Here is a 25,524-nt window from a genome sequence, read left to right on the forward strand (position 1 = left end):
CCCCAGCCTGAAGGCGTGGGGATTCTTGGGTCTATGGGGAGCCAGTGCTTAACCCCTCGCCAAACATCTTGACCGTCTGCCCGACGGCTGCAAGTCCACGTTGTACGACCACCTGCGCGGCGGCTATATCTCTATCTGTAGTATATCCACATTCAGGACAGCGATGTACGCGAACTGAAAGCTCTTTTTTACCTGTATTCGTACCACAACTGGGAAAGGTTTGGCTGGTTCCCGTGAAGTCTACTTCAGCGTAAAAGACACCACGTTTCCAGCACACCCACTTCAGAATCCTCAAAAACTCACGTAAAACTCCTGGGAGGGTTGGAAGCTCCGTGATTGATCGCGGAGAGGAAAACCGACGCAAGCGGCTTTAGCCGCCAGCACCCCCTTGCGGGGTGGAGGGGTATGGTTGCCCCTCCATGGAGCTATGGTTGGCTCCGACTCCCTTGCGGGGTAATGTTTGCTTCGCTAATGTTCAGAGTCGGTACTTTCCCAATCGCACTGTCTTAACCCCTTAGGACTGTTTAACGATTCGGTTCTAGAGCCGGGAACTAGCACGCATTCCCGGGTAGGAACTTTAACTCTTGCTCTGAACGTAGCCAGTTAAGGCTTAAGCTGGTCAGCTACCTGAAGGGGAGGGCACGAAGCCCCCGTGCTTCAGCCGGGGGTGCTGACACACAATCACTCCGCCCCAAATTGTTAATGTTTGGGGGCTTCTTTCCTTACCGGGGTAAGAAGGCCATGGGGTCCGTTGGACCTTGGCCAGGACGGTGAATCTCAAAGTGGACATGGGGACCGGTGCTGAAGCCAGTACTGCCCATTTCAGCAATCTGTTGTCCTTGAGAGACCTCTTCCCCTTCACTCACTAAATTACGATGATTGTGAGCATAGAGGGTTAAGCTTCCATCGGGGTGGGTGATTTCCACCAAGTTACCGAACCCGCCCGAGTTCCAACGAGAATAGGTGACCGTTCCGGGCGCAGCAGCAACAATAGGCGTTCCCACTGGACCGGCGATGTCGATGCCTCGGTGCATCCGACCCCAACGCCAGCCGTAACCGGAGGTAAAAACTCCTTGGGCGGGCCAAATATAACCATCAAAGGCTTGGCGACGCTCTTCCGGTTTGGGGAGATAAGCCCCCGATGACGGTAAACCGGGGAGTTCTGGGGAGACGGAACGGGGTTCCATCAGAGGAGCGTAGTTGTGAGAGCCGAGAGGGGCTACAGCCACCTGATCATCGTCAGCACTGGCTGATGAGGAGACATTGGCACTGGCCAAGTCAGACTCTGAACTCTCTTCCGGGGAACGACGCGCCTCGTCACGCTCAGAGCGACGAGCTAAGGCAATCTGATCACGATCAAACTGTGGGTTGCTATGTTCACGGACAACCCCAAGACTGCGATCGCTGGCATCGACATGAAGAGTCAACTCATCTGTTGAACTGGGTTCCGGGCTGGAGACTGGGCGGGGTCTACGAACGTCGTTACGACGAACTCGATCCCTCAGCCGTGCAATGTCAGCGGTGAGCGTTTCGCTGACGGGAGGGATGGCCATCTCAGAAGGCTCAACCTCGTCGATTTCGCTCGCTAGCTCTTCACGGGCTAGGTCTGTTGTCGAAACATCAGGGGGTTCTGGCTTCGCTGCTGCAATGACGGGAATTTCGTCAATGTCAGCTTCAGCGGCCATCTCTGGGACTGCGGAAATTTCAGGCACGTCTGAATCGGCATCGAGACGGCTAACTCGCTCTTCGTCGAGGGTGGATAGGGCCACTTCTAAGGGGTTGTCCTCAACAATAGCGGCATTCGCATCCAAGCGTCGTTTTTTATCGGTCACCGAGGCTAGGGTGCGATCTTCCCCGAAGACCTCAACCGGGGCGGAACGACGGGCAATCTGCTTGGGAATTTCTAAACGTTGCCCCGCTGTAATTTGGTTGGGGTCGTCGAGACCATTGACCCGAGCAATCTCCTCAATAGTGGTCTGATGTTGATTGGCGAGACTGATTAAGGTTTCTCCCTGACGGACCTCGTGAGATTCAAGAGTTTCTAAGACTTGACGCTCACGTTGTATGAAAGAACGGTTAAGACGAATTTCAGGAGCGACGGCCAAGAGGCTGGATTCTCTATCGTCTTGTCCGCTGGGGGTCGCAAGGGGTTCATCACGGTCGAGTTCAGGGGCCTCTGCGGACTCAACGGGAGCGGAAGATCTTAACGCTGTGGTATCAAGGGACGACTCAGGGCTGACGCGGCGGCTGAGTTGGCCAGGTAAAAGCAGTTCTGAGAATCCCTCAGAGGAGTCCATCAGGGCCAGCTTATCGTCATCTAAAGCGATGCTGGAGACTTGGGATGGGGCGTTATTGTTGTGTTGAGAGTCTGAAATGGAGCTAGGAATCTTGCTGAGAGAAGTCTCAGGGGTCAAGTCATCGTTTGCGTGAGCTTTTGTAGAGGGGGTGACCTGAGCAACTTGAGCTTCTGAGGAATCGGGGGCGATGATCTCCCGTGGGGGATAGACCATCGTGTCGGTGACGGGGATTCTGAGAACTTCACCGATTTCTAGGGGAGTCTCAATTGAGGGGAGTCCGTTAGCTGTGGCGATGGAAGCGGGAGCAACCTCATAGGCCCTGGCAATACGCCAAAGAGTGTGACCGCTCTGGACAACATGGTACACATGCTCTTGAACCGGCTCTTGGGCCACTGGAGCCTTGATTTGAGATTCAGCATGATGCTGGCTGTGCGGCTCTATAGGTACGGCTACGTCCGCTCTTCCATAAGATTGCACCGGGAGGGAAGAGGAGGTCTCACTCCTTCTAAAGTCCTCGTCGGGCATGACAGCGGTTTTGTCGAGGGTCGGTGGCATCAGGCTAGACGCTGGCTTAACGACCGGCTCAGCGGCAACAGCTGTGTCCTCTGCTAGACCAAGAGTAGACGCCCCCATGGAAAGGGCGAGACCCAGGACAGCGGCTGACGTTCGAACCCGCCGATGCTGCTCCGGTAAAGCGGCGCGGAACAGATCAGATCCTGAAGGAGCCTCAAGCTCGCTTAAGGAAGCGGGGGGGTTGTGATGTGGGAACGCTCGTTTCAAGAACGACCTCCTAGACAATAAGCGTGTGAGTTACAGTCGGTCGGGGGTGCGACCTTGGAGATTAGCCAGTGATTTATATCACATTAAGTTTGCGATTTGCATCACTGACGGCAAAGATGCTTAGGACAGGTTACCCCGATTTATCAATTTACACAAGGTTACAAAGCTATAAACCTCATATAGACTTGATTCTGAACCGTTGGACTGACGGACTTTACCCTAAATTTGATGATCACGCGATCGCGCGATTTGGCATGATTATAAGTGGGAGATGTCCAAGTTGGTTCAAGGTTTGGATGTCCTTTGACCCACAAGACGGCGTATCAAAGCGTATCGACGAAACTTTAAGCTGAATTGGGGCAAAACGGCAACTGCTCCGTTGGCGGCCCCCCGGTATCAATATCCTGAAAGTCTTAAGATTTTCCCTGAATCTCCAAGTCATCAAGCGTTCACCCTTGGGCAGTTTCAGCGGTTGCCCTGCGTATTATTACGTAGAGTCTTTTGAGATTGCTGTTTGGGGAGGACAATTTTCCATCAACAATAGAAATTTCTTATCATTGCCTAAATGGTGGGATCGCCTATTCTTTGGGGGATTTACCCCCTTGGGGTATCTCCCCTTACTGCTGTTGCAGTTTGCCGACTTGACGTAAGCATTCAAAAAGCCCTAAAGCCGCACTGACTGAGAGATTGAGGCTACGAACTCCTGGCTCAAACATGGGAATATAAACGGTCTCTTCACATTCAGCGAGGGTCTCTTGGGAGAGTCCTTCGGTTTCACTACCAAACAGTAGCCAATCATCGGCATGAAATCTGAACTGAGTATGATTACAATGGCCGCGAGTGCTGAATCCAATCCAACGACCGGATTGACGGCGGCTCTGGCTGCGGAACTTCTCTATAGATTCATGAAGTGTCCAGTTCACGTACTGCCAATAATCGAGGCCGGCCCGCTTGAGATAGCGATCGCTCATCTCAAATCCCAATGGCCCAACGAGATGGAGTGGGGTGCGGGTGGCGGCACAGGTACGGGCGATGTTACCGGTATTAGGAGGAATTTGGGGATTAACGAGAACAACTTGTGGCACGGGAGAGATTACGATGATTTTTTGCAGACTAAACCCTGTTTTTAGCAATTTTAGGGCATATTTTTCTAATTTATGCCCAAACATGCTTCAGAGCTCGGGCAGAAACAAGACGCAAGGTTCGGTTTTCCACATCTGTCTATCGATAGGTTTTGCTAATCGTAAATTCCGCTAGAGACAGATTTATGATTTATTGGCGTTCAGGATGGAGGAATCAGGCCGCCATGAAGCTACATAATTTGTCTTCGAGTTCCTGTTCACGAGCGATCGCGCTTTCAACCTCCCGCATAATCTGCTCACGGGGGGATGAACCCAATTCGCAGGCCCGTCGCCATTGCTGAGCCGGATTTCCGTCCCGCAAGATCCGTTGCACCGGGGAGAGGAAGCAACGAATCCCCTTAGACTTAGCCAAGGGCAGAATCTCAGCATACAACTCCTCGATCCAATCTCGCGCTTGAATTTCTCGGCCATCTTGCCAATGGCGTAATGTGGCGTCGAGGCTATCTTTGGCGGCCGCCTGCTCATTGGCCATGGTTAAGGCCAGTAGGTCCTCACTGCGGCGGCCGGCGGGGAGGGTACTCCGTTCTAAGGGGTCGAGACTGGGGTCGAGCAGGGTTTGCCAAATTCGCGCCTCTAGGAAAGCCATCACGGCTAATAGGTCAATGGGGTCGACAATCAGGTCGCAAATCCGCAGTTCCAGGCGATTGAGGTTATAAGGACGGCGATCGCCATTAGGACGGACGGAAATCCAGAGATGACGCACATTTTGCATGGTTCCCAGGTTTAACTGCTCTTGGGTCCAATCGATGAAGTGACGATGACTCTCAAACAGGGGAACGGTTTGCGGAACCTGAGGAAACAGAGACCAGCGAGTGGAGTCGTAGCCGGTGACTTCCCCGTCCAGGAAGGGAGAGGACGCACTTAGAGCTAAATATAAGGGAGCTTCGACACGAATCAGCCGCGCGGCTCGCATCAAAGCTTCCGGGTCACTGATGCCAACATTAATATGAACGCTTGCGGTGACGACGTTGGCCCCATAGGACTGCTCAATATAGTCATGATAGGGGTTACCGGGGTCTGAGCGGAAGAAGCGGCGACTATCTCCCAGAGACAGGGTGCTTCCAGGAATTAGGGTGTAATCCCCCAAGGTTTTGAGATAGTGACGCAATTGCTGCCGAGGGCGCACTAAATCACAGAGTAAAATGTCGTAGTCACAAAAGGGAGCCGTTGTATATTCCACATTGCGCGAGTCGGGTTCTCGGGAGAAGCGATCAAGATCCGCCACAATGCGATCAGACAGTCCCACAATGTCACCGTTGGGTGTTCCGGTGTACATTTCTACTTCAAAACCTTTGGATAAGAGCATCTGTATGTTCTGCCTGAAACGGGTGCGAAATGAAAGAGCAATCCCTAGGAAGCGATGGCGATCGCCCAGAAGCGACTCACTCACCGGGGATTGGGCTTGTTGGCATTTTATCAAAGATGGCGGCGATGGAGTTCACGCTTCCCCCAGATTGTGCTTGGCTTGGGCTTGGCTGTTAGGGTACACTGATTCCAGGCTCCAAGTCCTAGAAGGACAAGATCCCCTGTCAGGTTTTAGGTTATGGAAACAAAAGAACTCAAACTACTGCTTCAGTTACTCGGCTGTCCTGATTATCGGGGCAAACTGGCAGAGGTGAAGCCAACCAGCGGTACAAAAGTGAGTGAAACTCAACGCTTTTGTCGTAAGTTGGCCAATCGGGAGTTAGTGACACTCCACGAAGAAATCAAGAAATTTAAAATTAGTCCGGCCGGCAAAACCCTCCTCAATGCTAATGTTGAAAATCTTCCCCTATCTGAAGCAGAATTAACGGTATTACAAATTGCCGCCAAAGGACCCGCAACTCCCGGAGATACGAAACTTCCTGCACCGCAACGTCAGTCAGTTCTCCTGAGTTTGTGCGATCGCGGCTTCTTGAGTGCGATCGAGCGAAAAATTGTGGAGGTCAGCCTTTCGGCACGAGGCAAAGAATTTCTCCGAGATGACTACTTTGATGCCAACGCCAGGCGCAACCTACAACTCAACGCCCAACTCTTAACCAACTATATCAACTTCATGCGGACCTGGACGAGTTCTGCTCCTACTCCAACCCCTGAAGTCTCCCCGACTCCAGACACCGCCACCCCTTCTCCCCAAGCCAAACCCAGTGACCTCGAACTCATTGAGATGATCCGCAAAATTGATGCTCGGCTGCCCACCAATAACTATACCCCAATTTATCACCTGCGCGCCGAAGTTCAGCCCCAAATGACTCGCGACGAACTCGATCAGGCTCTATTCCGCCTCATCGAGGAGGATAAAATCCAACTCAGTTCTCTCCAAGATGGCATGAGCTACAGCGACGACCAACTAGCCGCCGGAATTCCCCAAGAATTTAGTAGTCCTCTCTTTTTTATTATCGTCAATTAACGAATCCCCTTGAATACCAGTCCTTAGGGATTCATTTTAGCTCACCTCACCAGTTTCGTCATGGCTGACATCATCACCCTCCTTAAACAAAACTATAATCCCTTTGACTTAACCACAGCTAGAAGCGGTAATTTTTGGCTAGAACAACAAGCCTCAACTCTGACAGTAGAGTCCATTCACCAGGAGCAACTGACGGAGATTATTCAGGTTATCGAGGAAGTGCAACTGAACCATATTACCCGCAGTATCTTATTAAAAGGAGATTTAGCCTCCGGTAAAAGTTATTTTCTCGGTCGCCTCAAGAAGCAAGTCAATCAAAAAGCGTTATTTGCCTACATTGGGAGCTGGTCAGACAACGACCATATTTGGCGGCATATTTTGCGTCAAACGGTCGATAGCCTGATGCAAACTCCCGAAAATGAGAGCCAATCTCAATTTCTGCTTTGGCTCAATAGTTTGTCAGCCTTTCAGGATAAAAGCCTAACTAAACGGATATTGGGTGAAAAAACCGTCTTTGTTCAAAATTTCAAGAGTAGCTATCCGACGAGTATTTACCAAGCTAAGAATTTCTTCAGTGCCTTGTATCATGCTACACAGCCTGACGACTATATTTTAGCCTGTGACTGGTTACGAGGAGAAGATTTAGATGCCAGTGATTTAAAGAGACTGGGAATCCGTAAGTCATTATCAAGTGAGGAAGATGCTAAAAATATCCTCATGAACCTGGGACGAGTTGCCGCTAAGGCTCAATACCCCATTGTCTTATGTTTTGATCAAGTGGATCAAGCCTGTCTTCAGGAGAATGGCTTGCCAACGTTATTAGGAGCGAACACAACCATCCATAATGAAAGACTTAAAAATTTCGTGGTCATTTTAAGTCTAATTCAAGATACCTGGGAAAACCAAAGTACGAAATATCCCTGTTTGGCTGACCGAGATCGAATTGATCGAACAGTTAAACTTGGCAAAATCACCCTAGATCAAGCGGAAGAGATTTGGCAAAAGCGTCTCCATCCGTTGCATCAGCAGGCAGACCCCAAGCCTGATTCTGCGATTTATCCTCTGACGCGAGACGAGCTGAAGAAACGCGCTCTCGGCGGTCGAATCGTTCCTCGGACGGTCATCCAACTGGGTCATAAACTGATTCAGCAACTCAAAGGACAGGGGGATATCAAAACCGATGATAGCTTTTCTCTGGTTTGGGACAAGGAATTTAAGAAAACTCAGGCAAAAGTTGAACGGATTCGTCAGCAGTCCTCTAGTGAATTGGCACAGTACTTAGCGGATGTGTTAGACGCGCTAGGAGTCCCCAATGTGGCTTACAAATATCTGGAAGGGTCGAAGTATTGGAACTACTCTCTGAGTTTTACCCATCCCAAAACATCTGAAAAAATCGGGGTGTTGTGGAATGAAGACCCCAACATGAGAAGCTTCTTTTATAGTATGTCGGCTTGTGAGAAAGTGGTGAAAGCCGGAGACTGCGATCGCCTCATCTTCATTCGTCATGAACCCTTTGGCAGCAAAAATAATAAAGGCTATAAGCTCTTCCAGAAGCTATTTACCGGCAACCCCCACCGTCACATCTGTCCCCATCTTGACTCAATTCACTATCTGGTGACCTATCATCGGCTACTCAATGAGGCAACGTCTGGGGAACTGGTGGTGGGGTATGATTCCCCTAAACCCCACCAGCTCAGGGAATTGGTGCAGCAAAGTGGGGTATTGGAACACTGTCAGCTTTTGAAAGAATTGGGGATACTTGATAAGCCAAATAGAGATGGGGAGATATTACCTCCTCCTCCCCCGCCTTCACGGGATACCAAGGTTCGCGATTTTCTCATGAAGCAAATCAAAACTCAAGGATTGTTGGGAGCTAAGGTCTTGATTAACTCAACCTTAGCCGAATTTGATGAAGTTGACCTGAACGGTGTTATCAAAGAACTTAAGGCATTAGAACAAGAGAACTATATCCAAATGATTGGCGACGAGACGAATATCCAAGACCAGTCTGTGTTCCGAGTTCCCGAAGACCAACGCTCAGCCTCTTGATTTCTCCCTTGCACATCTGTCCATAGTCAAACCCGTGTACCTTGACCAACCTGATGACATCGAGACCGCCATTACTCGTCTTTCTCACGCCTCCCAACTCTGGATTGATACAGAAACCGCTGACTGGTGGACAAAATCTCCCAAATTATCCCTCATCCAAGTGAGTGACGATGGAGGCGATCGCCGTGGTGACTCCGTCTATATCCTCGATGTCCTCCAACACCCCCATTCTATCCGCCTCTTCATTGAGCGGATTATAGCCAATCCCCAAATTGAGAAAATCTTTCACAACGCCACCTATGATGTTAAATTTCTAGGCAAGTCCAGGGCACAAAACATCACCTGTACCCTTAAACTGGCTCGAAAACTGGGAAAACAGCGACTGGGAGTTACCAATCTGCAACTCAAAACCCTAGCCGCCGAACTTTGCCAGTTCTCTGACATTGACCGAGACTCCCAAGGTAGCAATTGGGGGCAACGGCCCCTAAAGCCACGACAATTGCATTACGCTAAACTTGATGTGGTGTATCTGGCCCAGGTTCATCGCTATCTGTTAACCCATCTTGACGGGTCTCATACACCGCCTGAGCGCCTAGAGGAGCAGTCATCTGTGAGTTCTAACCCGAATTTTTCGGCTACTGATGTTCGTGTGGCGAAAGAATGTCCCCGCCTGTTTTATTTGGGTCATCACTCAAATTGTCGCACGGTTTTCATTCCCCAAGATACCCAAGTTTCGGGTGTGGGAACTGACGTTCACCGCTTAGCACAGGAATTTGTTAAGTTGGCAGCGGCAGACTCTCGCTTCAGTCAACTGCTGACCCCTCCTAGTGAACAGCTTGAGGTTGAACAACTGTCCCGGAATATGCAGCAACTGTTTTACGACCATTGTTTCTATCCCTATCTCATCAAAATAGTTAGCAAAAATCCCAATTCTGCTCAACGGTTGGAACATATTTGGCAAGGCTTACAACGCTTAATCCAGCACTACGCCGGATTACTTAAACGCAATCGTCAGGTGTTTCATGCAGACCAAATTATTGCCAAGACCTTTATTGATAGTGAATTACGGCTAAAGCGGTCCTATCAACTGGCTAACGGTGATGAGCAGACCGTCTCAGGACAGTTCGATACCCTCGTCTATGATGGCGATCGCCAGCGCCTATGTGTGGTGGAGTACAAAACCTATCAACCTGCTGATCCCTCGGCACAACTGATGCAAGTGGCCCTCTACGCCGATCTGGTACATCACCAACGCCAGGAACCCGTTGATGCAGCGGTCTATTGTATCTTTCCGGAGTTTCAAGTCTATTTCTATGATTGGGATCAGTTGCGATCGATGCGGGATATGGCCTTACTCCCTCATCTGCAACGGATGCAGGATTGGCTCAGTTGGCAACCGGACTACCCCGACCCCCCACCCAAAACCTACGAAGAACGGCTCTGTCCCCTCTGTCCGCAACAAAACACCTGTCAAACGTTCTTTTTAGCCGGAGAGCAGGCCAGCCCCGTTAAATCGCCATCTGTTGAGCCAATTGTAACGCCTACACCAGAACCACCTCCAACACCAACACCAGCCATTACTCCCCCCGATATAGAAGAAGGAGAGAAACTTGGTCAGCAACTGACGGAAGTTTTCAATGCCTTTGGCGTGGAGGTCACCTATGAAGGGGCCGCCATTGGCCCGTCCTTTATCCGGGTTCGTCTGAAACCCAAGTTGGGGGTTAAGGTCTCATCTTTGTTGCGACTCTCCGATGATTTACAGGTCCAACTGGGGATTTCCGTTCCGCCGATGATTGCCCCTCAGGCGGGATTTGTTAGTGTCGATCTTCCTCGAACTCCGGCTCAGATTGCCCTATTTGAGCAATATCTTAAACCGAAATCCTTGCCCGTCACCGCCCCAGTGCGGGTGGCCATTGGCGTTAACTTGGAAAATAAACTGGTGGAAGCAGATTTGTCAGACCCCAATACCTGTCATTTCTTGGTGGGGGGAACGACGGGAAGTGGGAAAAGTGAGTTTTTGCGGGCCTTGTTGCTGAGTTTAACCCAACGGCGATCGCCCGACCATCTCAAACTGGCCCTTGTCGATCCCAAACGAGTCACCTTCCCGGAATTTGAGAACATTCCCTGGCTGCTATCTCCCATTGTCAAAGATAGCGATCGCGCGATCGCCCTCATGGAAGACCTGGTCCTAGAAATGGAATCGCGCTACAAAGCCTTTGAAGCCAACCGTTGTAACGACCTCCCCACCTACAACCAACAGTGTTTAGAACGTAACCAACCCACCAAACCCCCCATTATCTGCCTCTTTGACGAATATGCCGATTTTATGGCCGAAAAGGAAGTGGCCAAAGTCCTCGAACTCTCCATCAAACGGCTGGGGGCCATGGCCCGGGCCGCCGGAATCCATCTCATCATCGCCACCCAGCGGCCCGAAGCCAAAGTCGTCACGCCCTTAATTCGGTCCAACCTTCCCGGCCGCATTGCCCTCAAAACCGCCAGCGAAGCCGACTCCAGCATCATCCTCGGAGGCAAACAGGGCCAGGCCCAAAACCTCCTCGGCAAAGGCGATCTCCTCTACTACGGCGGCTCCAAACTCCAACGGCTACAAAGCCTGTTTGCCCCTAAAATCAACTTCTCATAACTCCCTGTCCTCCGTGACTCTGTGGTTCCCCCCTGGCTTTCCATTCCCCTCTCCCATGACAAAACTCCCAGAGCGTACATGCAAATCCCGTTGTGGGAAAGGAATTTCGATGTTGCGACGTTTCAACTGTTCATGAATGCCAAAATAGAGATCACTGCGAAGGAGCTGTTGCTGACTGGGGTCACCACACCACACCAACAACTGAAAATCGAGAGAACTATCCCCAAAGCCTGTAAAAAGAATCCGAGGCGGGGGAATCCGCAACACTTGGGGATGCTCCTGGGCCGCCTCTAATAACGCCGCTTTCACCGCCTCTAGATTGGAGCCATAGGCCACCCCTACCGGTAGCCGTAACCGGGACACCGGGTTGTCATGACTCCAGTTAATCACCTCTGATTCTAAGAATCGGGAATTAGGGACAATAATCGAGACGCGATCGAGGGTACGAATTAGGGTACTGCGACTGCCAATGCGCTCCACCGTCCCCATGGAATTGCCCACTTCCACGAAATCCCCCACCTGAATCGGTCGCTCAAACAGCAGAACTAAGCCACTACCCAGGTTTTTGGCAATATCCTGAAACCCAAAACCAATCCCCACACTCAAGGCCCCAGCCAGAATCGTCAGGGAGGTAATATCTAACCCCCAGAGGTTAAAGACGACCACTGCACCCACAACCATGAGGGTATATTTAATCGTCGTGGCGATCGCATCCTGAGCCGAGCGATTGAGACGGGAGACCTGCAAAATGCGGACTCGCAGTAGCTGACTGAGGCGATTGGCCCCCATCACCAATCCCAACAGCAGGCCAATGAGAATCAAAATATCCAGTACCGAGTAGGTATTGGTATCAATTGGCAAAATTGGTGCCGTGATGCTATTCGCCACAATCTGTCGTAGGCGGTAACTCCAGCGGCGAGTGAGGGGGAAGAGGTCACTAATATAAAACAGCGTCAGGCCCCAGATGAGCAAGCGCACTGCTGACGCTCCCAAACTGCGCCAAGCTTCCAGGGTGGGTGTTTCCTCCTGATCTCGCACCAGGTGGAATGACAGCCGTCCAGCTCCCCAATGCAGGATACAGGCTAATGTCAAGACCAGGGTCACCTGTAACAGGGCCCGACGTAAAAACCGCTCTCCCCGCTCGTTATTCGCCTGGCGCAAGACTTCGCGGATTTGCCGGGCCCAGAGTTCGGCTTGTTCCTGAGCATTGGTTCCAGTGCCTAGACGCGCATCGCTCTCCGTTACCGTAATTAGATGACTCCCATCTAGAAGTAAGGTGGGTAAGCCATTGCGCATGACCACTTCCACCACTTCCACCCCTGGAGTCTCGGCAGCTCGTTGTAGCTTGTCATTCATCAGGGCCGCCCGTTCTGGGGCGGGAAACTGACTGGTATCTCCCATCTCAAACAGAAAGATACCATCGACGATGACGCGAGCGCTCTCCCGTTCTGCCTCAAAGATTGGCCGAGGGGAAAGAGTTTCTGGCATTTGGATTTCGGAAGGAGTTTCCCTAAATTCCTCGCCGATTTCAGAGAGGGGGGGAGTGGCTTCATCGGGCTGGGCGATCGCCCCAGTTGTTAAAACCAGACAAACAGTTAGCAAGGCTAAACCCACATTTGCTAAAGCATTCCGAAACGGTTTCATATCGTATTTAGGGACTCCCCTCAATGAGCGTCAATACTCGATAACATGTAAGACAATCCCAGCGATTCTAGAGCGATCGCCCCAGAATCAGGTGTTGTGTCCTGATTAAGCCTAAGCCACAACCCAGCCGTAAATTTTTAGGGTCACCATGTCAACTGTCACAAACTAAACTTAATTTTTAAACTGAGTCATTTACAATCAGTCCTAGTTTAGGTGGTGTGAAGGTCACTCTTCTAAATGGAACTCAGGCGTCCCTGACTCGTCTGAGTTAACTAATGGTTCTCAACTGTACGCTGCTAGGATAGCCTGACTCAGTTTTAGGTTACCTAGCTTTCCTATGGGTTGGCTTCGGCCTTGGGGCAATCTTAACGCGATCGCCCCCCTATCGTCGTTGCAACTCCCCCCGGTAACGGACCCACTCAGCAATGGCAGCCAGGAGTGCCGAGAAGCTGATTAAAATAGCACTTAAGGCGTTCACATCCGGTTTAACCCCAGTGCGGATGCGGCTGAAAATCTCCATCGGCAGAGTTGTGGCCCCGGCCCCGGCGGTAAAACTAGCAATCAAAAAATCATCCATGCTCAGGATGAATGCCAAGATGCACCCCGAGACAATTCCCGGCATCAACTGGGGCAACAGGACTTTAAAAAACGCCTGAACTGGGGTGGCCCCCAAATCCAAAGCCGCCTCCTCCAAATTGCGATCCAAATCCGCCAAGCGAGTGGAGACCACAATAGCAATATAGGCTAAACAGAAGACAATATGAGCTGCCACAATCGTCCAGAGACTCAGGGATAACCCCACCGCCGCCAAAAAAACCAACGTCGCCACCGCAATGGCAATATCAGGGATGATCAGGGGTAAATAGGAAATTCCTAAATAGAGTCGGCGGCCCGGAAAACGATAGCGAGCCAGTCCCACGGCCATCAAGGTTCCCAACACCGCCGAAACGGCTACCGCCGAAATGGCCACCGTCAGGCTATTGCGCAGGGCCGCGAAAATACGAGAGTCCGACAGGAGATACTCATACCACTCCCAGGTAAATCCTTCCCATGCAGCACTATAGGCAGACTCATTAAAGCTATAGACCACCAACACCAAAATCGGCAAATACATAAACACAAACATCAACCCCACAAATGCCGATTGCAGAGAAACGCGCGGTTTAAACGAAGAATGTGCCATATCCAAAGGGAGATCAGGGGAATCAGGATGATCGAGATCCGGTTGCGGAGTAGGAGCCGTTTCAGTCATAGGGGTTTAATCGACATTAGCGTTGGGTCGCTGAAGAGTCACCATATTTAAGTAGGAGGGCAATCGCCAGGCTCACTGCGAAAATTAAGACCATACTCAACGCGGAACCAAAACCCCAATTGGGAGTTTGGCCCAAGAACTGGTTATAAATCAGCCGAGCGACGGTCATACTGGAGGCCCCTCCAAGGAGTTCTGGATCAATAAAGTCCCCTAAACTGGTGATAAATACCAACAAAGACCCAGCCGCGATTCCAGGTAAAGATTGGGGAACAGTGATTTTCCAAAAGGTTTGAATTGGGGTTGCGCCAAGGTCTGCCGAGGCTTCCAAGAGTTGGCGATCGAGTTTTTCCAGGGACGAGTAGAGAATCAAGACCATATAAGGCAGGAAACTATAACTCATACCCACTAACACCGCCGAAGGGCGATTGAGAATATCCAAGGCGGGCAATCCCAGCAAGCCAAAGAGGGAATTCATCACTCCGGTGGGTCGCAAAATCGCAATCCAGGCATAGGTCCGTAGGAGAGAAGAGGTCCAGAGGGGTAAAACAAACCCCAGCAGCAATAAATTACGCCAGCGTTGAGGGGCTAATAGGGCAATCCAATAGGCGACTGGGAAGCCCAAGAGTAAACAGAGGCCCGTCGTTCCCAAGGCGAACTTGAGCGATCGCAACACTACCCGCAAATTCCCTGGGTCGAGGGCCCGCAGGTAATTATCAATACCCGAGGGAATGACCACATCCCCCGGTCGGATATTAGGAACCAAACTTAACTGGAAAATTACCAACGTCGGCAACACGAGCAACAAGAGTAACCACAGGCCAGCGGGAGCAAGGAGTCCCGTGACACCTAGCCAGCGGCTTCCCCAAGGTAACTCAGATTTGCGGCTTGGGGAGGGGGCAGAGGGGGGAGGAGAAACAGACACGGTGTTCTGACATTAAAAAGGGCAGGTGAGAGATACGCAAGTAACTTAACCACTGGTCAAGCGAGTCCAATACTGATTATAAATTTCTCCAATCTCAGGGGGAATGGGTTCTAGACTTTCAGATTTTTCCAAAGCCGAGTCCGGGGGAAAGAGACTCGTATTGTTTTGAACCGACTGAGGTAACTTAGCAAAGGCCGCCTTATTGGGGGTGGCAAAACTCAACCGTTCTCCAATCCGTGCCGCCACCTCAGGACGCTGCATAAAGTTAATCCAAGCATAGGCCGCATCCACATTGGGGGCAGTGCGGGGAATCACCAGAGCATCCGTCCAAATGGAAGACCCACTACGGGGCAACACATAGGCCAGATCTGAGTTTTCTTGAATCACCTCATTGGCATCGGAAGAGAAGCACATAGCCACCTTTAAGTCTCCTGCTAGGATTTGCGGTCGCCAAGCATCGGAGTCAAAGGCAGCAATGGTAGGTCGGAGTTCCACAAGTTTATTGTAGGCGGCGCGAATTTCTTGGGGATTGGTGCTGTTATAGGAATAGCCCAACATCCGCAGGGTTGCCCCAAACACCTCACGAGAGTCATTGAGTAAGGTGAGGCGGCGGGTGAGACGTTGACGATTTTCCCAGAGGTACGTCCAATCATCCGGTGGCGGCACCAGAACCGTTGTGTTAAAGACTAAGCCCGTCGTTCCCCAACTGATGGGGACACTGTGACGGTTACCGGGATCGTAGCTAGGATTTTGGAAATTGGGGAAGAGGGTATCGAGGCCATCAATGCGATCATGATCGAGTTCTAGGAGCAATTCTTCATCGATCATGCGACGGACCATGTAATCGGAGGGATAAATAAGGCTATAGGCCCCACCCGCTCCAGCTTGTAGTTTGGCCAGCATTTCCTCGTTAGAGGAGAAAACATCGGCGATGACGCGAATCTCAGTTTCTTCAAAAAACTGTTCGATCACCTCCCGGTCTGTATAGCCGGCCCAGGTATAAATATAGAGAATATCATCGGCAGTTTGCACCGTTGAGCGGACATTGGCTAACGTCCAACCACAACTTGACAGAGCCAACCCTGAGAGAGCGGCTGTTGAGGTTTGCAGAAACTGACGGCGGCGAATCCGTCTAATGAAGGATGTAGGGGGATGAGTCACGGATCATAGTTGCAAAGGGTCACGAGAGAGGAGTGGACACAGCAATCAGAACACTCGGCTCCCCAGAACCATTCCTGGGCTATCGTACCCTGTTCTGGAGGGTTACTCTAGGGAGTTAGGCGGCCAAGACAATGCTTTGATGGGGGTGCCAGGATAAATAGACGGGAGAGTCAGGACTCGGTAGGTCTTCTGGACGACTGACTTGGCGCAACGTTACGGATTCCCCACTATCAAGGGTGACAACACAGTGGGTGTGAGTTCCTAGATACATGGCGGTTTGCAGATGGCCCCGGTAGAGGTTTGGGGCAGATTCGGGGGGATCTGAATGCAATTGAATGTTTTCAGGCCGGATGCTGACCACGGCATGATGGCTCAGATGCTCGTTTTCTGGCTGCCGTGCTACCACCAGTTTTAAACCGGAATGACTCCGGACTACGACCAGGTCATGATCCTGACTTTCCACAGTTCCCTCAAAAAGGTTCGTCTCACCGATGAAATCTGCGACGAACGGCGTAGATGGCCGTTGGTAAATCTCAGTGGGGGAGCCGATTTGCTCAATTTTGCCATCATTCATGACGGCAATGCGATCGGACATCGATAGAGCCTCTTCTTGGTCATGGGTGACGGTGATAAAGGTGAGACCCAAATTGCGGTGCAGGTTGGACAACTCCATCTGCATTTCCTTACGCAGTTTCAGATCTAACGCTCCCAAGGGTTCATCTAACAGCAGTACCGCTGGACGATTGGCAATGGCCCGGGCCAGGGCAATTCGTTGTCGTTGGCCCCCGGATAACTGTTTGGGATAGCGATTGCTAAAGGCCTCCATCTTGACCAACTGCAACATCTCCTCCACCCGTTGCTGAATCTCACTGCGGCCAATGCGTTTTAACCTTAAGCCAAAGGCAATGTTCTCCCAAACGCTCATGTGGTCAAAGAGAGCATAGTTTTGAAAGACGGTATTGACCGGTCGCTCGTTGGGAGGAACTTGGGTCATGGAACGACCCCGAATGAGAATTTCTCCGGCTGAGGGGGTTTCGAAGCCGGCAATAAGTCGTAGGGTGGTGGTTTTTCCGCAGCCTGACGGGCCGAGAATACTAAAAAACTCACCTCGGCGAATTTGCACTTCAACGCCGCGCACGGCCGTTTCGCCGTTGAACACTTTGAAGACACGATGAAGTTCCACATCGAAATCGGATTCAAGTCCGCTGAGATCGCTGTTTTGGCTGGCAGCTTGCAGCATGGTGACGGCTCCTAGATAGTCGTTGTCCCAAATTCCGGGGAAGCTAGCGAACTCCCCTCAGAGGATTTCGCTCAACCTCGCTCTAGTCTAGTCTAGCGACAAGCTGAGCGCTTCTCCTATATTTAGCCGTGCAACCCTGAGTTGTCCAATTATAATGATTGGCGATACCTGTGTTTTTTGACTGAGGTGGTCTGAACACCTTGCCCTCATTTGTTTGATTTAATTCTCCTATGACCTCGATTCCCTCTAATGGCTATGGTAGCCGCACGAACCAACGCAGTATTGGTAGTCTTGTCCAAGCCGTATTGATGATGATCAGTATCACGGTCGTGATGGTGGGCGGGATTGGGGCCCGCTTGGCCTATCTGCAACTGATCCAAGGGACTCGAAACCGTCAACTGGCGGAGAATAATCGTATCCGCCTCATTCCCACCCAACCGGTGCGAGGAAATATCTTTGACCGTAATGGCAAAATTTTGGCAACGTCTAGTCTCTCCCATACGGTGTATCTTTGGCCCTTAGCTCAACCTCCTGAGTTATGGCCAGATACGGTTGAACGACTTTGTGAGATTATCAATATTCCCTCGGAACAGGTCATGGAACGTCTGGTGCAGACTGGGTATAATTCAGCTCTCCCGATTCGTGTCGCCCGTCGTTTGACCCCAGCTCAGGTCATTGCCCTCACGGAATATGGTCCCCAATTGCCGGGGATTGAGGTGAATGTTGAAGCGGTACGCCATTATCCTCATGGTCGTTTGGCGGCCCATGTTTTAGGCTATACCGGTGAGATTAGTGATGAAGATCTATCCCGTTTAGAAGCCCAACCGGATAATAAATATCGTCTTGGGGACATTGTGGGCCAGATGGGTGTTGAGGCGGCGTTTGAAAAGGAACTTCAGGGGGAATGGGGCGGACGACAGGTTGAGGTGGACAGTCGTGGCCAGGTGCTACAGGTGTTGGGGGAAAAACAGGCAGAAGGGGGGCGTGATGTTCAAATTACTCTGGATTTAGAGCTACAACAGGCGGCTGAGAGAGCCTTGGGAGAGACACAGGGGGCGATCGTGGCCATTGATCCTCGTGATGGGGCGGTACGAGCGATGGTTAGCCGCCCGGCGTTTGACCCGAATATTTTTTCTGGGCGTATTACGGAGGCCGATTGGCAACGGTTGCAAGCGGCTCGCTATCCCTTTGTCAACCGTTCCCTACAGGTGTTTCCCCCCGCTAGTACCTTCAAGATTGTTACAACTACGGCGGCGATCGAGTCTGGCGCGTATCCTCCCTACACTGTTCTACCAACCTACCCGTACATTACGGCTGGGGGAATTCAATTCTGGGATTGGAACCGAGCTGGCTTTGGTCCCTTGAGTTTTGAGGGGGCGATGGCTTGGAGTAGTGATACGTTCTTTTATCAGATTGCTCAACGGATTGGCGGTGAGGTGTTGATTGATTGGACTCGTCGCTATGGTTTTGGCCGTAAAAGTGGTATTGAGTTAGCTTCAGAAGAATCGCCCGGTTTGGTTCCTGATGCGGCTTGGAAGGAGCGGGTGTTAGGGGAAGGGTGGTATCAGGGGGATACGATTAATATGTCGATTGGCCAGGGCTTCTTACAGGCTTCACCGCTACAACAGGCCATGATGATGGCGGTTCCGGCGAATGGGGGTTATATGGTTCGACCCCATTTACGCAGTTTGGATGTGGATGTGAGTTATTGGCGTGAATCGATGAATCTCAGCCAGGACACGATTGATGTGTTGAGACGGGGCTTACGTCAGGTGATTACGGATGGCACCGCCACCAATGTCAATACCTCTGAGATTCCACCCTTTGCGGGAAAAACGGGAACGGCAGAAGCTCCTCCCCATCCCTCTCATGCTTGGTTTGGTGCTTATGCTCCTATGGATGACCCGGAAATTCTTGTGGTTGCCCTTGGGGAACATGCGGGTAAAGGAGGCGGGGCCTTTGCGGCGCCTATGGTGCTTGAGGTGTTAAAGGATTATTTTAGGGAAGATAGGCAATAGGGAGAAGAAGGCAATAGGGAGAAGGAGGCAATAGGCAATAGGCAATAGGCAATAGGGGGGTGGGGGTTAGTGGTAGGGGAAGCATTGACTGAGTTTTTCGTCTAGGGCTTTGAGGCTGCGCCAGAGTTCGAAGCCTTTGGCCCAGCGGCGGGAGGGGAGATGACCGACGGGGGCTTTGAGGCTGTAGGTGAAGTCGAGGGAGGGCGATCGCCCGGCACTGAGTTTCCAGCCGACGGTGGCGCAAAATAAGGGATAGTCTCCAGCCACTTGTTGATAGAGTTGCTGCTGAACCGTAAAGCCAAAGCGATCGCCCGAATGGAAGCGCCAGAGGTAGTCCAGGGTCTGTAAATCGAGGCAGGGGAGAGCTTCAATCTCCCGAGTCGCCAGATGACCCGCTGAGGTTCCTCGGGCGGCCTGACAAAGGAATTTATGGGTGAGGCGATCGGCGGTTTCCCACTGTCGCCGTCGTAGTAAGGTCCACAGTTCGCTGTAGTCTAACCCAACCTCTGAGGGTAGGGGAACATCGGGCGCTTTGTGAAAGAGTTGCTCAATGAAGGATAGGCGAGAACGCGGAGGGTTAGCTCGTTCGATAACAATCTCGGGTTTCGGCAGTCGAGGAGGGGGAACCGCTTTGCTGCGCGTGAGTCGGGGGGCGGCTTTGGGGGCAGGAGGTGGGGCCTTGAGGGCGGTCAGGACATCTTTGGCGGCATGAAAACGCTGACTGAGGGGGGTTTCCAGCAACTTGTTCAACACATCGGTCAGTTGAGGGCTGATATGATGGGTGAGGGGGAGGGAGCGTTGCCAATCCCAGCGTCCCCCAACGATGTCGTAGAGTTCTAAGGGGGAAATCCCGGTCATGAGACGGACGCAGGTTACCCCTAGGCTATAAAGGTCACTGGCGGGAAAGGCTTGACCCCGCGTTTGTTCCGGGGCCATGTACTCGGCACTGCCGACGGCGGTGTAACTGGACTCTGCGGGTTGCTCTTGGATGACTTTAACGACGCCAAAGTCAATCAAAAACAGTTTTCCATCGCGACGACGGCGCATGATGTTATCGGGTTTGATGTCGCGATGGATACTCTGCTGGCCGTGAATATAGTCTAAGACTGGCAACAGTTGCCCCAGGAGGTCGCGAATCTGGGACTCGTCAAAGGTGCCCGTATCTTGCAGTTCTTCGCTTAGGGTCTTTCCCTCAATCCACTCTTGGACGAGATAAAAATAGCCCTCTTGCTCAAAATGGGCAAAGAGGGTGGGAATTTGAGCATGTTGTCCCAGGCGATGCAGATTTTCCGCTTCCCGATGGAACAGTTCTAGCATTTTCGCCCCTAATTGGCCCTTTCGGTTTTGGGGATGCAGTTGTTTGACGACACAGCGGGGCCGGGAGGGTAAATCGTGATCAATGGCGAGGTACGTTTTGGCGAACCCGCCACGACCGAGGGGCTGAATGACTTGGTAGCGATCGCGCAAAATCAGGGCATGACCACAGCTTTGACAGTGTTGGGCGGAGTCAGGATTTTCGGGCTTAGCACAGCGACGATTGACACAATAGCTCATGGCCGGGGAGGGGGTTAGGCAGTTTCCTCCAGGATACTCGCTCGACCCCCCCATCTGGGCTGGTCATGTCAACATTACAACGGAGTGATTCGCAACTCGGGACTTACTTCAATAGCAAGGCCACTTCTTTAGCAAAATAGGTCAAAATCAGGGTAGCCCCGGCCCGTTTGATGCTGACGAGGGTTTCCAGCATCACTTTTTTCTCGTCAATCCAGCCTTTTTCTCCGGCGGCTTTAATCATGGCATATTCGCCGCTGACGTTATAGGCTGCGACAGGAACGTCGGTGACATCGCGAATTTGGCGAATGATATCCAAATAGGGTAAGGCGGGTTTGACCATGACGATGTCGGCACCTTCGGCAATGTCTAACTCGACTTCTTTAATGGCTTCGATCGCATTAGCCGGGTCCATTTGATAGGTTTTCTTATCGCCAGATTTGGGGGCGGAATCAAGGGCATCCCGGAAAGGACCGTAGTAGGCGGAGGCGTATTTAGCAGAATAGGCGAGAATGGCAACGTTGGTGAAGCCTTCATTGTCTAAGGCTTGGCGAATAGCCCCAATCCGTCCATCCATCATGTCGGAGGGAGCGACCATATCGGCCCCGGCCCGGGCTTGGGATACAGCCATTTTGGCTAAAACCTCCACGGTTTCATCGTTGAGGATATAGCCCGCTTCATCAAGTAAGCCGTCATGACCGTGACTGGTGAAGGGGTCGAGGGCCACGTCGGTAATAACGACTAAATCGGGGCTTTGGGCTTTGATGGCGGCGACGGTTTGTTGCACCAGTCCCTCGGGGTTATAGCTTTCGCTGCCGGTTTCGTCTTTTTTACTTTCGGAAATGACCGGGAATAGGGCGATCGCTGGAATCCCCAAGGCGGCAATCTCGGCTACTTCTTTGAGGAGCAAATCCAGGCTAAAGCGATAGCAGCCGGGCATCGACACCACTTCAACTTTCTGATTTTCCCCTTCCATGACAAACATGGGATAAATCAGATCGTTGACGGATAACTCAGTTTCCCGAACCATGCGTCGTAGGGATTCGTTGCGACGCAAGCGGCGGGGACGTTGGATCAGGTCGAGGACGTAGGACGATGTAGACATATTTGAAACGAATGAGGCGTTAGGGGGAAGTTGGACTAAAAAGAGATGTTAAGCTGTGATGCAACAAAGACGGAGGTTGTGCTTAGGGGCGATCGCCAATCATCCCGCTGATGGGCCAACCATCGAAGCATGGTACGTCATTGATGGGCACAGGGTAAACATTCCGTAACGTTCTGCAACATCCAGCAACGGAGCGGCCTCACACTCTTGAGAATCCTCTTCAGCATCCAATTCAGTAAAATGTGGAGCAGTGGCCCTTCATGGTTCTAGTTTGATGACCCCTACCGTCGATTATCTCCGCATTAGTCTGATTGATCGCTGCAACTTCCGCTGTCAATACTGTATGCCCGATGGCGACGAACTTGACTATATTTTGCAACAAAACCTCTTGACGCGCCAAGAACTGCTGAGTCTCTTGCAAGAGGTCTTTATTCCCCTGGGTTTTCGCCGCTTCCGACTCACTGGCGGCGAACCCCTGTTACGGCCCGACGTGGTGGCGATCGCCCGTGATATCGCCGCCCTCCCCGAGACAGAGGATTTAGCCATGACAACCAATGGCTTCTTATTGGCCCAACTGGCTCAACCCCTCTATGATGCCGGACTCCATCGCCTCAATATCAGCCTAGACTCCCTGGATGCCGATACATTTGACAAAATCATCGGAAATCGCGGTCAAAGCCGCTGGCAGCGCACCTGGGAGGGCATCCAGAACGCCTATGAAGTGGGGTTTAACCCCCTAAAACTCAACATGGTTGTGATTCCGGGGGTGAATGATGGGGAAGTCTTAGATATGGCGGCCCTGAGCCTAGAGCGTCAATGGCATATTCGTTTTATTGAATTTATGCCCATCGGCAATGGTCATTTATTTGAGAACAACGGCTGGGTGGCTTCGGAGACGCTACGGGAGCAAATCCGCCAACGCTGGGGGTTAGAAGCCGCCAGTGTCACGGGAGCGGGGCCAGCGGATATTTTTCAAATTCCCGGGGCCCAGGGAACCCTCGGCTTTATTAGTCAGATGTCCGAATGTTTCTGCGATCGCTGTAATCGGATGCGACTGTCGGCGGATGGTTGGCTGCGGCCCTGTTTACTCAATGAAACGGGGCAACTCAATCTACGTCAGGCTCTACGGGAGGGAGTCCCCCTCTCTCAACTGCGAGAACAGGTCCAAACCCTGTTACAGTTGAAACCCGAGATTAACTTCAAGGAACGAGATATGGGCAACAGTTCCGGAACCTATCAACGGACGATGTCACAAATCGGCGGTTAAAGGGGTCCAGGTTCTAAGCGAGTTCCGTTGGCGAAATCCCAGCCTGACTGGGTTTTCTTGCCCGCGAGTTGGACCTCCTGAAGTAACAAAAGCCCCTCTCCCGTTTGCACGACGGGTCCCACGTTTTTGAGAATTTGCACCACCTGCCCCGGTTCTCCCGACTCGGGGTTGAGGGAGGAGCGTAATTGACTGACTAAGGGGTCTGGAAGTTGGTCATAATACCGCTCTCCCAGCGGAATTGTGGCTTTCACTTTTAGAGATTGTCCTCGAAACTGAGTGACGGCGTTGGGGTAAAAGCCACGCACCTGATTATGGAGGGCGATCGCCGGCCGTGTCCAATCCAACTCATAATCCGACTTCTGAATCAGTCGTGCATAGGTGGCCGCTTCATCATCTTGAGGGGTAGCCTGGAGAGTTCCTGCGTCTAATCCCTGTAGGGTTTGGACTAGCAGGGCCCCACAGTCTTCAGCCAAACTGGCGGCCACATCCCAGGCATTATCCAGTAGCTGAATATCCCGAGAGGACTTCAGTAACATTGCCCCCGTATCCATCCCCACATCCATCTGCATGGTGGTCATGCCGGTTTGAGATTCTCCATGGTACAAACACCATTGAATGGGGGCAGCTCCTCGATATTTGGGTAAGAGGGAACCATGACCATTAATACAGCCGAGCCGGGGCATATCTAAAATCTCTTGGGAGAGAATTTGTCCATAAGCCACAACAAGGAAACAATCCGCTTGACTCTGTCGCAATTTGTCAAGGGTTTCAACATCTTTCTTAATCTTTTGCGGTTGCCAAACGGGAATCCCTGCCTCAACAGCGACGGTTTTAACGGGGGAGGGAATTAGGGTTTTGCCCCGTCCCCGGCGTTTGTCGGGTTGGGTGACTACCGCTGAGACATGAAACTCAGGATGCTCGATTAGGGTTTTGAGGCTGGGGACGGCGAATTGGGGGGTTCCCAGGAAGATGAGGTTCATGGATTAGGCAAAAGGCAAGAGGGGGGAAGAAGGGAACAGGGAACAGGGAACAGGGAACAGAAGGCAAAAGGCAAGAGGCAAGAGGCAAGAGATGGTAGGATGCGTCCCGGCATCAGTAGGGGTTTTAACTTAAGCCTATCGACTCAAACTTGCCGGAACGCATCATTTGGGCAATAGGGGGGTTAGGGTTTGACTCGGATTTCGATGCGGCGGTTGCGTTGGCGGTTGGCGGGACTGTTGTTCCTGGCGGCGAAACGACTGGAACCGTGACCGATGCTGACCCAGCGTAGGGGGGTGTCGGTGTTGCTGGCTAGGTATTGTTGCACTTGTTGGGCTTGTTCAAAGGTGCGATCGAGGCTGGCCTCGAAATCGTCGCTGGCGTCGAGATAGCCACCAATATATACGGTTGCCCCTTCTAGGGTTTGTAGTTCGTCGAGGAGGCGATCGAGGATGGTGGCTCGGGTGGGATCGAGGACTTCGCCACTGTCGGAGAATAATACGTCACTCGGTAGGGTTAGACGCAGGGGCATTCCTGGGGTTAGACGGGGGGGGACGGTGGCTGGGGGCGGTTCGACGAGGGATTGAAGCTGGCTTAGGCGACTGGAGACGAGGGTGATTTGTGATTGGAGTTCCGCTTTTTGGGCCTCGAAATCTACGCCGTCCTCGTCGTCTTCGGGGGAGTCCTCGGGGGTTAACTCGGCCAGTTGACGATTGAGCTGGGTGATGTCGTCTTGTAACTGAATAATGGCCTGTTGCAGTTGCATGCGATCGAGGTCGGGGAGGGTGGGTTCAGCGGTTGTGGAGGGCGGGGGTGGGTTGGTGATTTGGCGAATTTGCACTCGCCAGCGTTCGCTGAGGGGCTTTTCGGGATTGGTTTGGGGGGATGTATATCCAAGGACTAAGCCGGCTATGACTCCAACGCTTAGACTGACTCCCAAGGTGAGTAGACGAAAGACTAAGACCACGATCGCCCCCAGCCAAGAGCCAGATGTGGGTGCAGGAGATGGGGCCGAGGCACGATTGGCCCGACGACGATCGCGCCGGGAGCGGGCAGAATTGGAATCGGGAGGAGGAGATTGAGTCATG

The 25,524-nt window shown here is 51.9% G+C and carries 19 protein-coding genes and 1 pseudogene; 7 read left to right on the top strand and 13 right to left on the bottom strand.

The genetic code is table 11. The features are described 5' to 3' along the window. Positions 1-31: 31 nt before the first annotated feature. The 4 genes and pseudogenes from NEA10_RS06260 to gshA all read right to left on the bottom strand — a co-directional run. Positions 32-304 (bottom strand): annotated as a pseudogene (locus tag NEA10_RS06260) (zinc ribbon domain-containing protein); the annotation flags it as partial. Positions 305-722: 418 nt separating this feature from the next. Next, positions 723-2,852, bottom strand: a complete 2,130-nt coding sequence (locus NEA10_RS06265; protein WP_252664446.1) for a peptidoglycan DD-metalloendopeptidase family protein — start codon at positions 2,850-2,852, stop codon at positions 723-725. Positions 2,853-3,694: 842 nt separating this feature from the next. Then, the gene (locus NEA10_RS06270; RefSeq protein WP_252664448.1) at positions 3,695-4,162 is read right to left on the bottom strand and encodes a tRNA (cytidine(34)-2'-O)-methyltransferase; all 468 of its coding nucleotides are present in this window, start codon (positions 4,160-4,162) and stop codon (positions 3,695-3,697) included. Positions 4,163-4,373: 211 nt separating this feature from the next. Next, a complete protein-coding gene (gshA, locus tag NEA10_RS06275) occupies positions 4,374-5,525 on the bottom strand; it encodes a glutamate--cysteine ligase (RefSeq protein WP_252664450.1) in 1,152 nt (383 codons plus the stop codon). Between the two features lie 29 nt (positions 5,526-5,554). Between gshA and NEA10_RS06280 the strand changes: the two genes are divergently transcribed. From NEA10_RS06280 to NEA10_RS06295, 4 genes are all read left to right on the top strand, one after another. Further along, the gene (locus NEA10_RS06280; RefSeq protein ID WP_252664452.1) at positions 5,555-5,701 is read left to right on the top strand and encodes a hypothetical protein; all 147 of its coding nucleotides are present in this window, start codon (positions 5,555-5,557) and stop codon (positions 5,699-5,701) included. Positions 5,702-5,762: 61 nt separating this feature from the next. Next, positions 5,763-6,608 (top strand): hypothetical protein, encoded by an 846-nt coding sequence (locus NEA10_RS06285; protein WP_252664453.1) that lies wholly within the window; start codon positions 5,763-5,765, stop codon positions 6,606-6,608. A 60-nt stretch (positions 6,609-6,668) separates the two neighbouring features. Then, positions 6,669-8,657: a P-loop NTPase fold protein gene (locus NEA10_RS06290; RefSeq protein WP_252664455.1), complete on the top strand. Its 1,989-nt coding sequence runs from the start codon at positions 6,669-6,671 to the stop codon at positions 8,655-8,657. A 34-nt stretch (positions 8,658-8,691) separates the two neighbouring features. Next, positions 8,692-11,298 carry a DNA translocase FtsK gene (locus NEA10_RS06295; RefSeq protein ID WP_252664457.1) on the top strand — a complete coding sequence of 869 codons (2,607 nt, stop codon included), beginning with the start codon at positions 8,692-8,694 and terminating at the stop codon, positions 11,296-11,298. Here the strand turns inward: NEA10_RS06295 and NEA10_RS06300 are convergent. The 5 genes from NEA10_RS06300 to NEA10_RS06320 form a co-directional block, all read right to left on the bottom strand. Then, positions 11,293-12,942 carry a mechanosensitive ion channel family protein gene (locus NEA10_RS06300; RefSeq protein WP_252664459.1) on the bottom strand — a complete coding sequence of 550 codons (1,650 nt, stop codon included), beginning with the start codon at positions 12,940-12,942 and terminating at the stop codon, positions 11,293-11,295. The genes NEA10_RS06295 and NEA10_RS06300 overlap by 6 nt on opposite strands. Positions 12,943-13,324: 382 nt before the next feature. Then, the gene (locus tag NEA10_RS06305) at positions 13,325-14,125 is read right to left on the bottom strand and encodes an ABC transporter permease (RefSeq protein ID WP_252664461.1); all 801 of its coding nucleotides are present in this window, start codon (positions 14,123-14,125) and stop codon (positions 13,325-13,327) included. An 85-nt stretch (positions 14,126-14,210) separates the two neighbouring features. After that, on the bottom strand, positions 14,211-15,116 hold the full coding sequence (locus NEA10_RS06310) for an ABC transporter permease (RefSeq protein ID WP_252664463.1): 906 nt from the start codon (positions 15,114-15,116) through the stop codon (positions 14,211-14,213). A gap of 45 nt (positions 15,117-15,161) precedes the next feature. Further along, positions 15,162-16,277, bottom strand: coding sequence for an ABC transporter substrate-binding protein (locus NEA10_RS06315; RefSeq protein WP_252664465.1), 1,116 nt, complete (start codon positions 16,275-16,277; stop codon positions 15,162-15,164). 115 nt (positions 16,278-16,392) lie between these two features. Beyond that, positions 16,393-17,517, bottom strand: a complete 1,125-nt coding sequence (locus NEA10_RS06320; protein WP_252664467.1) for an ABC transporter ATP-binding protein — start codon at positions 17,515-17,517, stop codon at positions 16,393-16,395. Positions 17,518-17,747: 230 nt separating this feature from the next. Here NEA10_RS06320 and mrdA point away from each other — a divergent pair, with 230 nt between their 5' ends. After that, on the top strand, positions 17,748-19,535 hold the full coding sequence (gene mrdA, locus NEA10_RS06325) for a penicillin-binding protein 2 (protein WP_252664469.1): 1,788 nt from the start codon (positions 17,748-17,750) through the stop codon (positions 19,533-19,535). 66 nt (positions 19,536-19,601) lie between these two features. On the opposite strand, the gene NEA10_RS06330 is transcribed toward mrdA, so the two are convergent. Together NEA10_RS06330 and hemB are read right to left on the bottom strand one after the other, a co-directional pair. Further along, complete coding sequence (locus tag NEA10_RS06330; RefSeq protein ID WP_252664470.1) at positions 19,602-21,089, bottom strand: serine/threonine-protein kinase; 1,488 nt, start codon at positions 21,087-21,089, stop codon at positions 19,602-19,604. 103 nt (positions 21,090-21,192) lie between these two features. Next, complete coding sequence (gene hemB, locus NEA10_RS06335) at positions 21,193-22,191, bottom strand: porphobilinogen synthase (protein WP_252664472.1); 999 nt, start codon at positions 22,189-22,191, stop codon at positions 21,193-21,195. 274 nt (positions 22,192-22,465) lie between these two features. On the opposite strand from hemB, the gene moaA reads away from it, so the two are divergent. Further along, positions 22,466-23,458, top strand: a complete 993-nt coding sequence (moaA, locus tag NEA10_RS06340; protein WP_252664474.1) for a GTP 3',8-cyclase MoaA — start codon at positions 22,466-22,468, stop codon at positions 23,456-23,458. Here the strand turns inward: moaA and fmt are convergent. Together fmt and NEA10_RS06350 are read right to left on the bottom strand one after the other, a co-directional pair. Further along, entirely contained in the window at positions 23,455-24,438 is a 984-nt protein-coding gene (fmt, locus tag NEA10_RS06345) for a methionyl-tRNA formyltransferase (protein WP_252664476.1), read from the bottom strand. The two genes, moaA and fmt, sit on opposite strands and share 4 nt — an antisense overlap. A 182-nt stretch (positions 24,439-24,620) precedes the next feature. Beyond that, entirely contained in the window at positions 24,621-25,202 is a 582-nt protein-coding gene (locus tag NEA10_RS06350) for an OmpA family protein (RefSeq protein ID WP_252664478.1), read from the bottom strand. A gap of 175 nt (positions 25,203-25,377) precedes the next feature. On the opposite strand from NEA10_RS06350, the gene NEA10_RS06355 reads away from it, so the two are divergent. Beyond that, on the top strand, positions 25,378-25,518 hold the full coding sequence (locus tag NEA10_RS06355) for a hypothetical protein (RefSeq protein ID WP_252664480.1): 141 nt from the start codon (positions 25,378-25,380) through the stop codon (positions 25,516-25,518). Positions 25,519-25,524 lie beyond the last annotated feature (6 nt).

This window comes from Phormidium yuhuli AB48 (assembly GCF_023983615.1).
GTDB lineage: Bacteria > Cyanobacteriota > Cyanobacteriia > Cyanobacteriales > Geitlerinemataceae > Sodalinema > Sodalinema yuhuli.

Coding starts and splice junctions, on each gene's coding strand:
- NEA10_RS06285 (WP_252664453.1), top strand. CDS start 5,763: ATGGAAACAAAAGAACTCAAACTACTGCTTCAGTTACTCGGCTGTCCT.
- hemB (WP_252664472.1), bottom strand. CDS start 22,191: ATGTCTACATCGTCCTACGTCCTCGACCTGATCCAACGTCCCCGCCGC.
- mrdA (WP_252664469.1), top strand. CDS start 17,748: ATGACCTCGATTCCCTCTAATGGCTATGGTAGCCGCACGAACCAACGC.
- NEA10_RS06300 (WP_252664459.1), bottom strand. CDS start 12,942: ATGAAACCGTTTCGGAATGCTTTAGCAAATGTGGGTTTAGCCTTGCTA.
- NEA10_RS06290 (WP_252664455.1), top strand. CDS start 6,669: ATGGCTGACATCATCACCCTCCTTAAACAAAACTATAATCCCTTTGAC.
- NEA10_RS06280 (WP_252664452.1), top strand. CDS start 5,555: ATGAAAGAGCAATCCCTAGGAAGCGATGGCGATCGCCCAGAAGCGACT.
- NEA10_RS06320 (WP_252664467.1), bottom strand. CDS start 17,517: ATGCTGCAAGCTGCCAGCCAAAACAGCGATCTCAGCGGACTTGAATCC.
- gshA (WP_252664450.1), bottom strand. CDS start 5,525: ATGCTCTTATCCAAAGGTTTTGAAGTAGAAATGTACACCGGAACACCC.
- NEA10_RS06330 (WP_252664470.1), bottom strand. CDS start 21,089: ATGAGCTATTGTGTCAATCGTCGCTGTGCTAAGCCCGAAAATCCTGAC.
- moaA (WP_252664474.1), top strand. CDS start 22,466: ATGACCCCTACCGTCGATTATCTCCGCATTAGTCTGATTGATCGCTGC.
- NEA10_RS06265 (WP_252664446.1), bottom strand. CDS start 2,852: ATGCCACCGACCCTCGACAAAACCGCTGTCATGCCCGACGAGGACTTT.
- fmt (WP_252664476.1), bottom strand. CDS start 24,438: ATGAACCTCATCTTCCTGGGAACCCCCCAATTCGCCGTCCCCAGCCTC.
- NEA10_RS06350 (WP_252664478.1), bottom strand. CDS start 25,202: ATGCAACTGCAACAGGCCATTATTCAGTTACAAGACGACATCACCCAG.
- NEA10_RS06305 (WP_252664461.1), bottom strand. CDS start 14,125: ATGGCACATTCTTCGTTTAAACCGCGCGTTTCTCTGCAATCGGCATTT.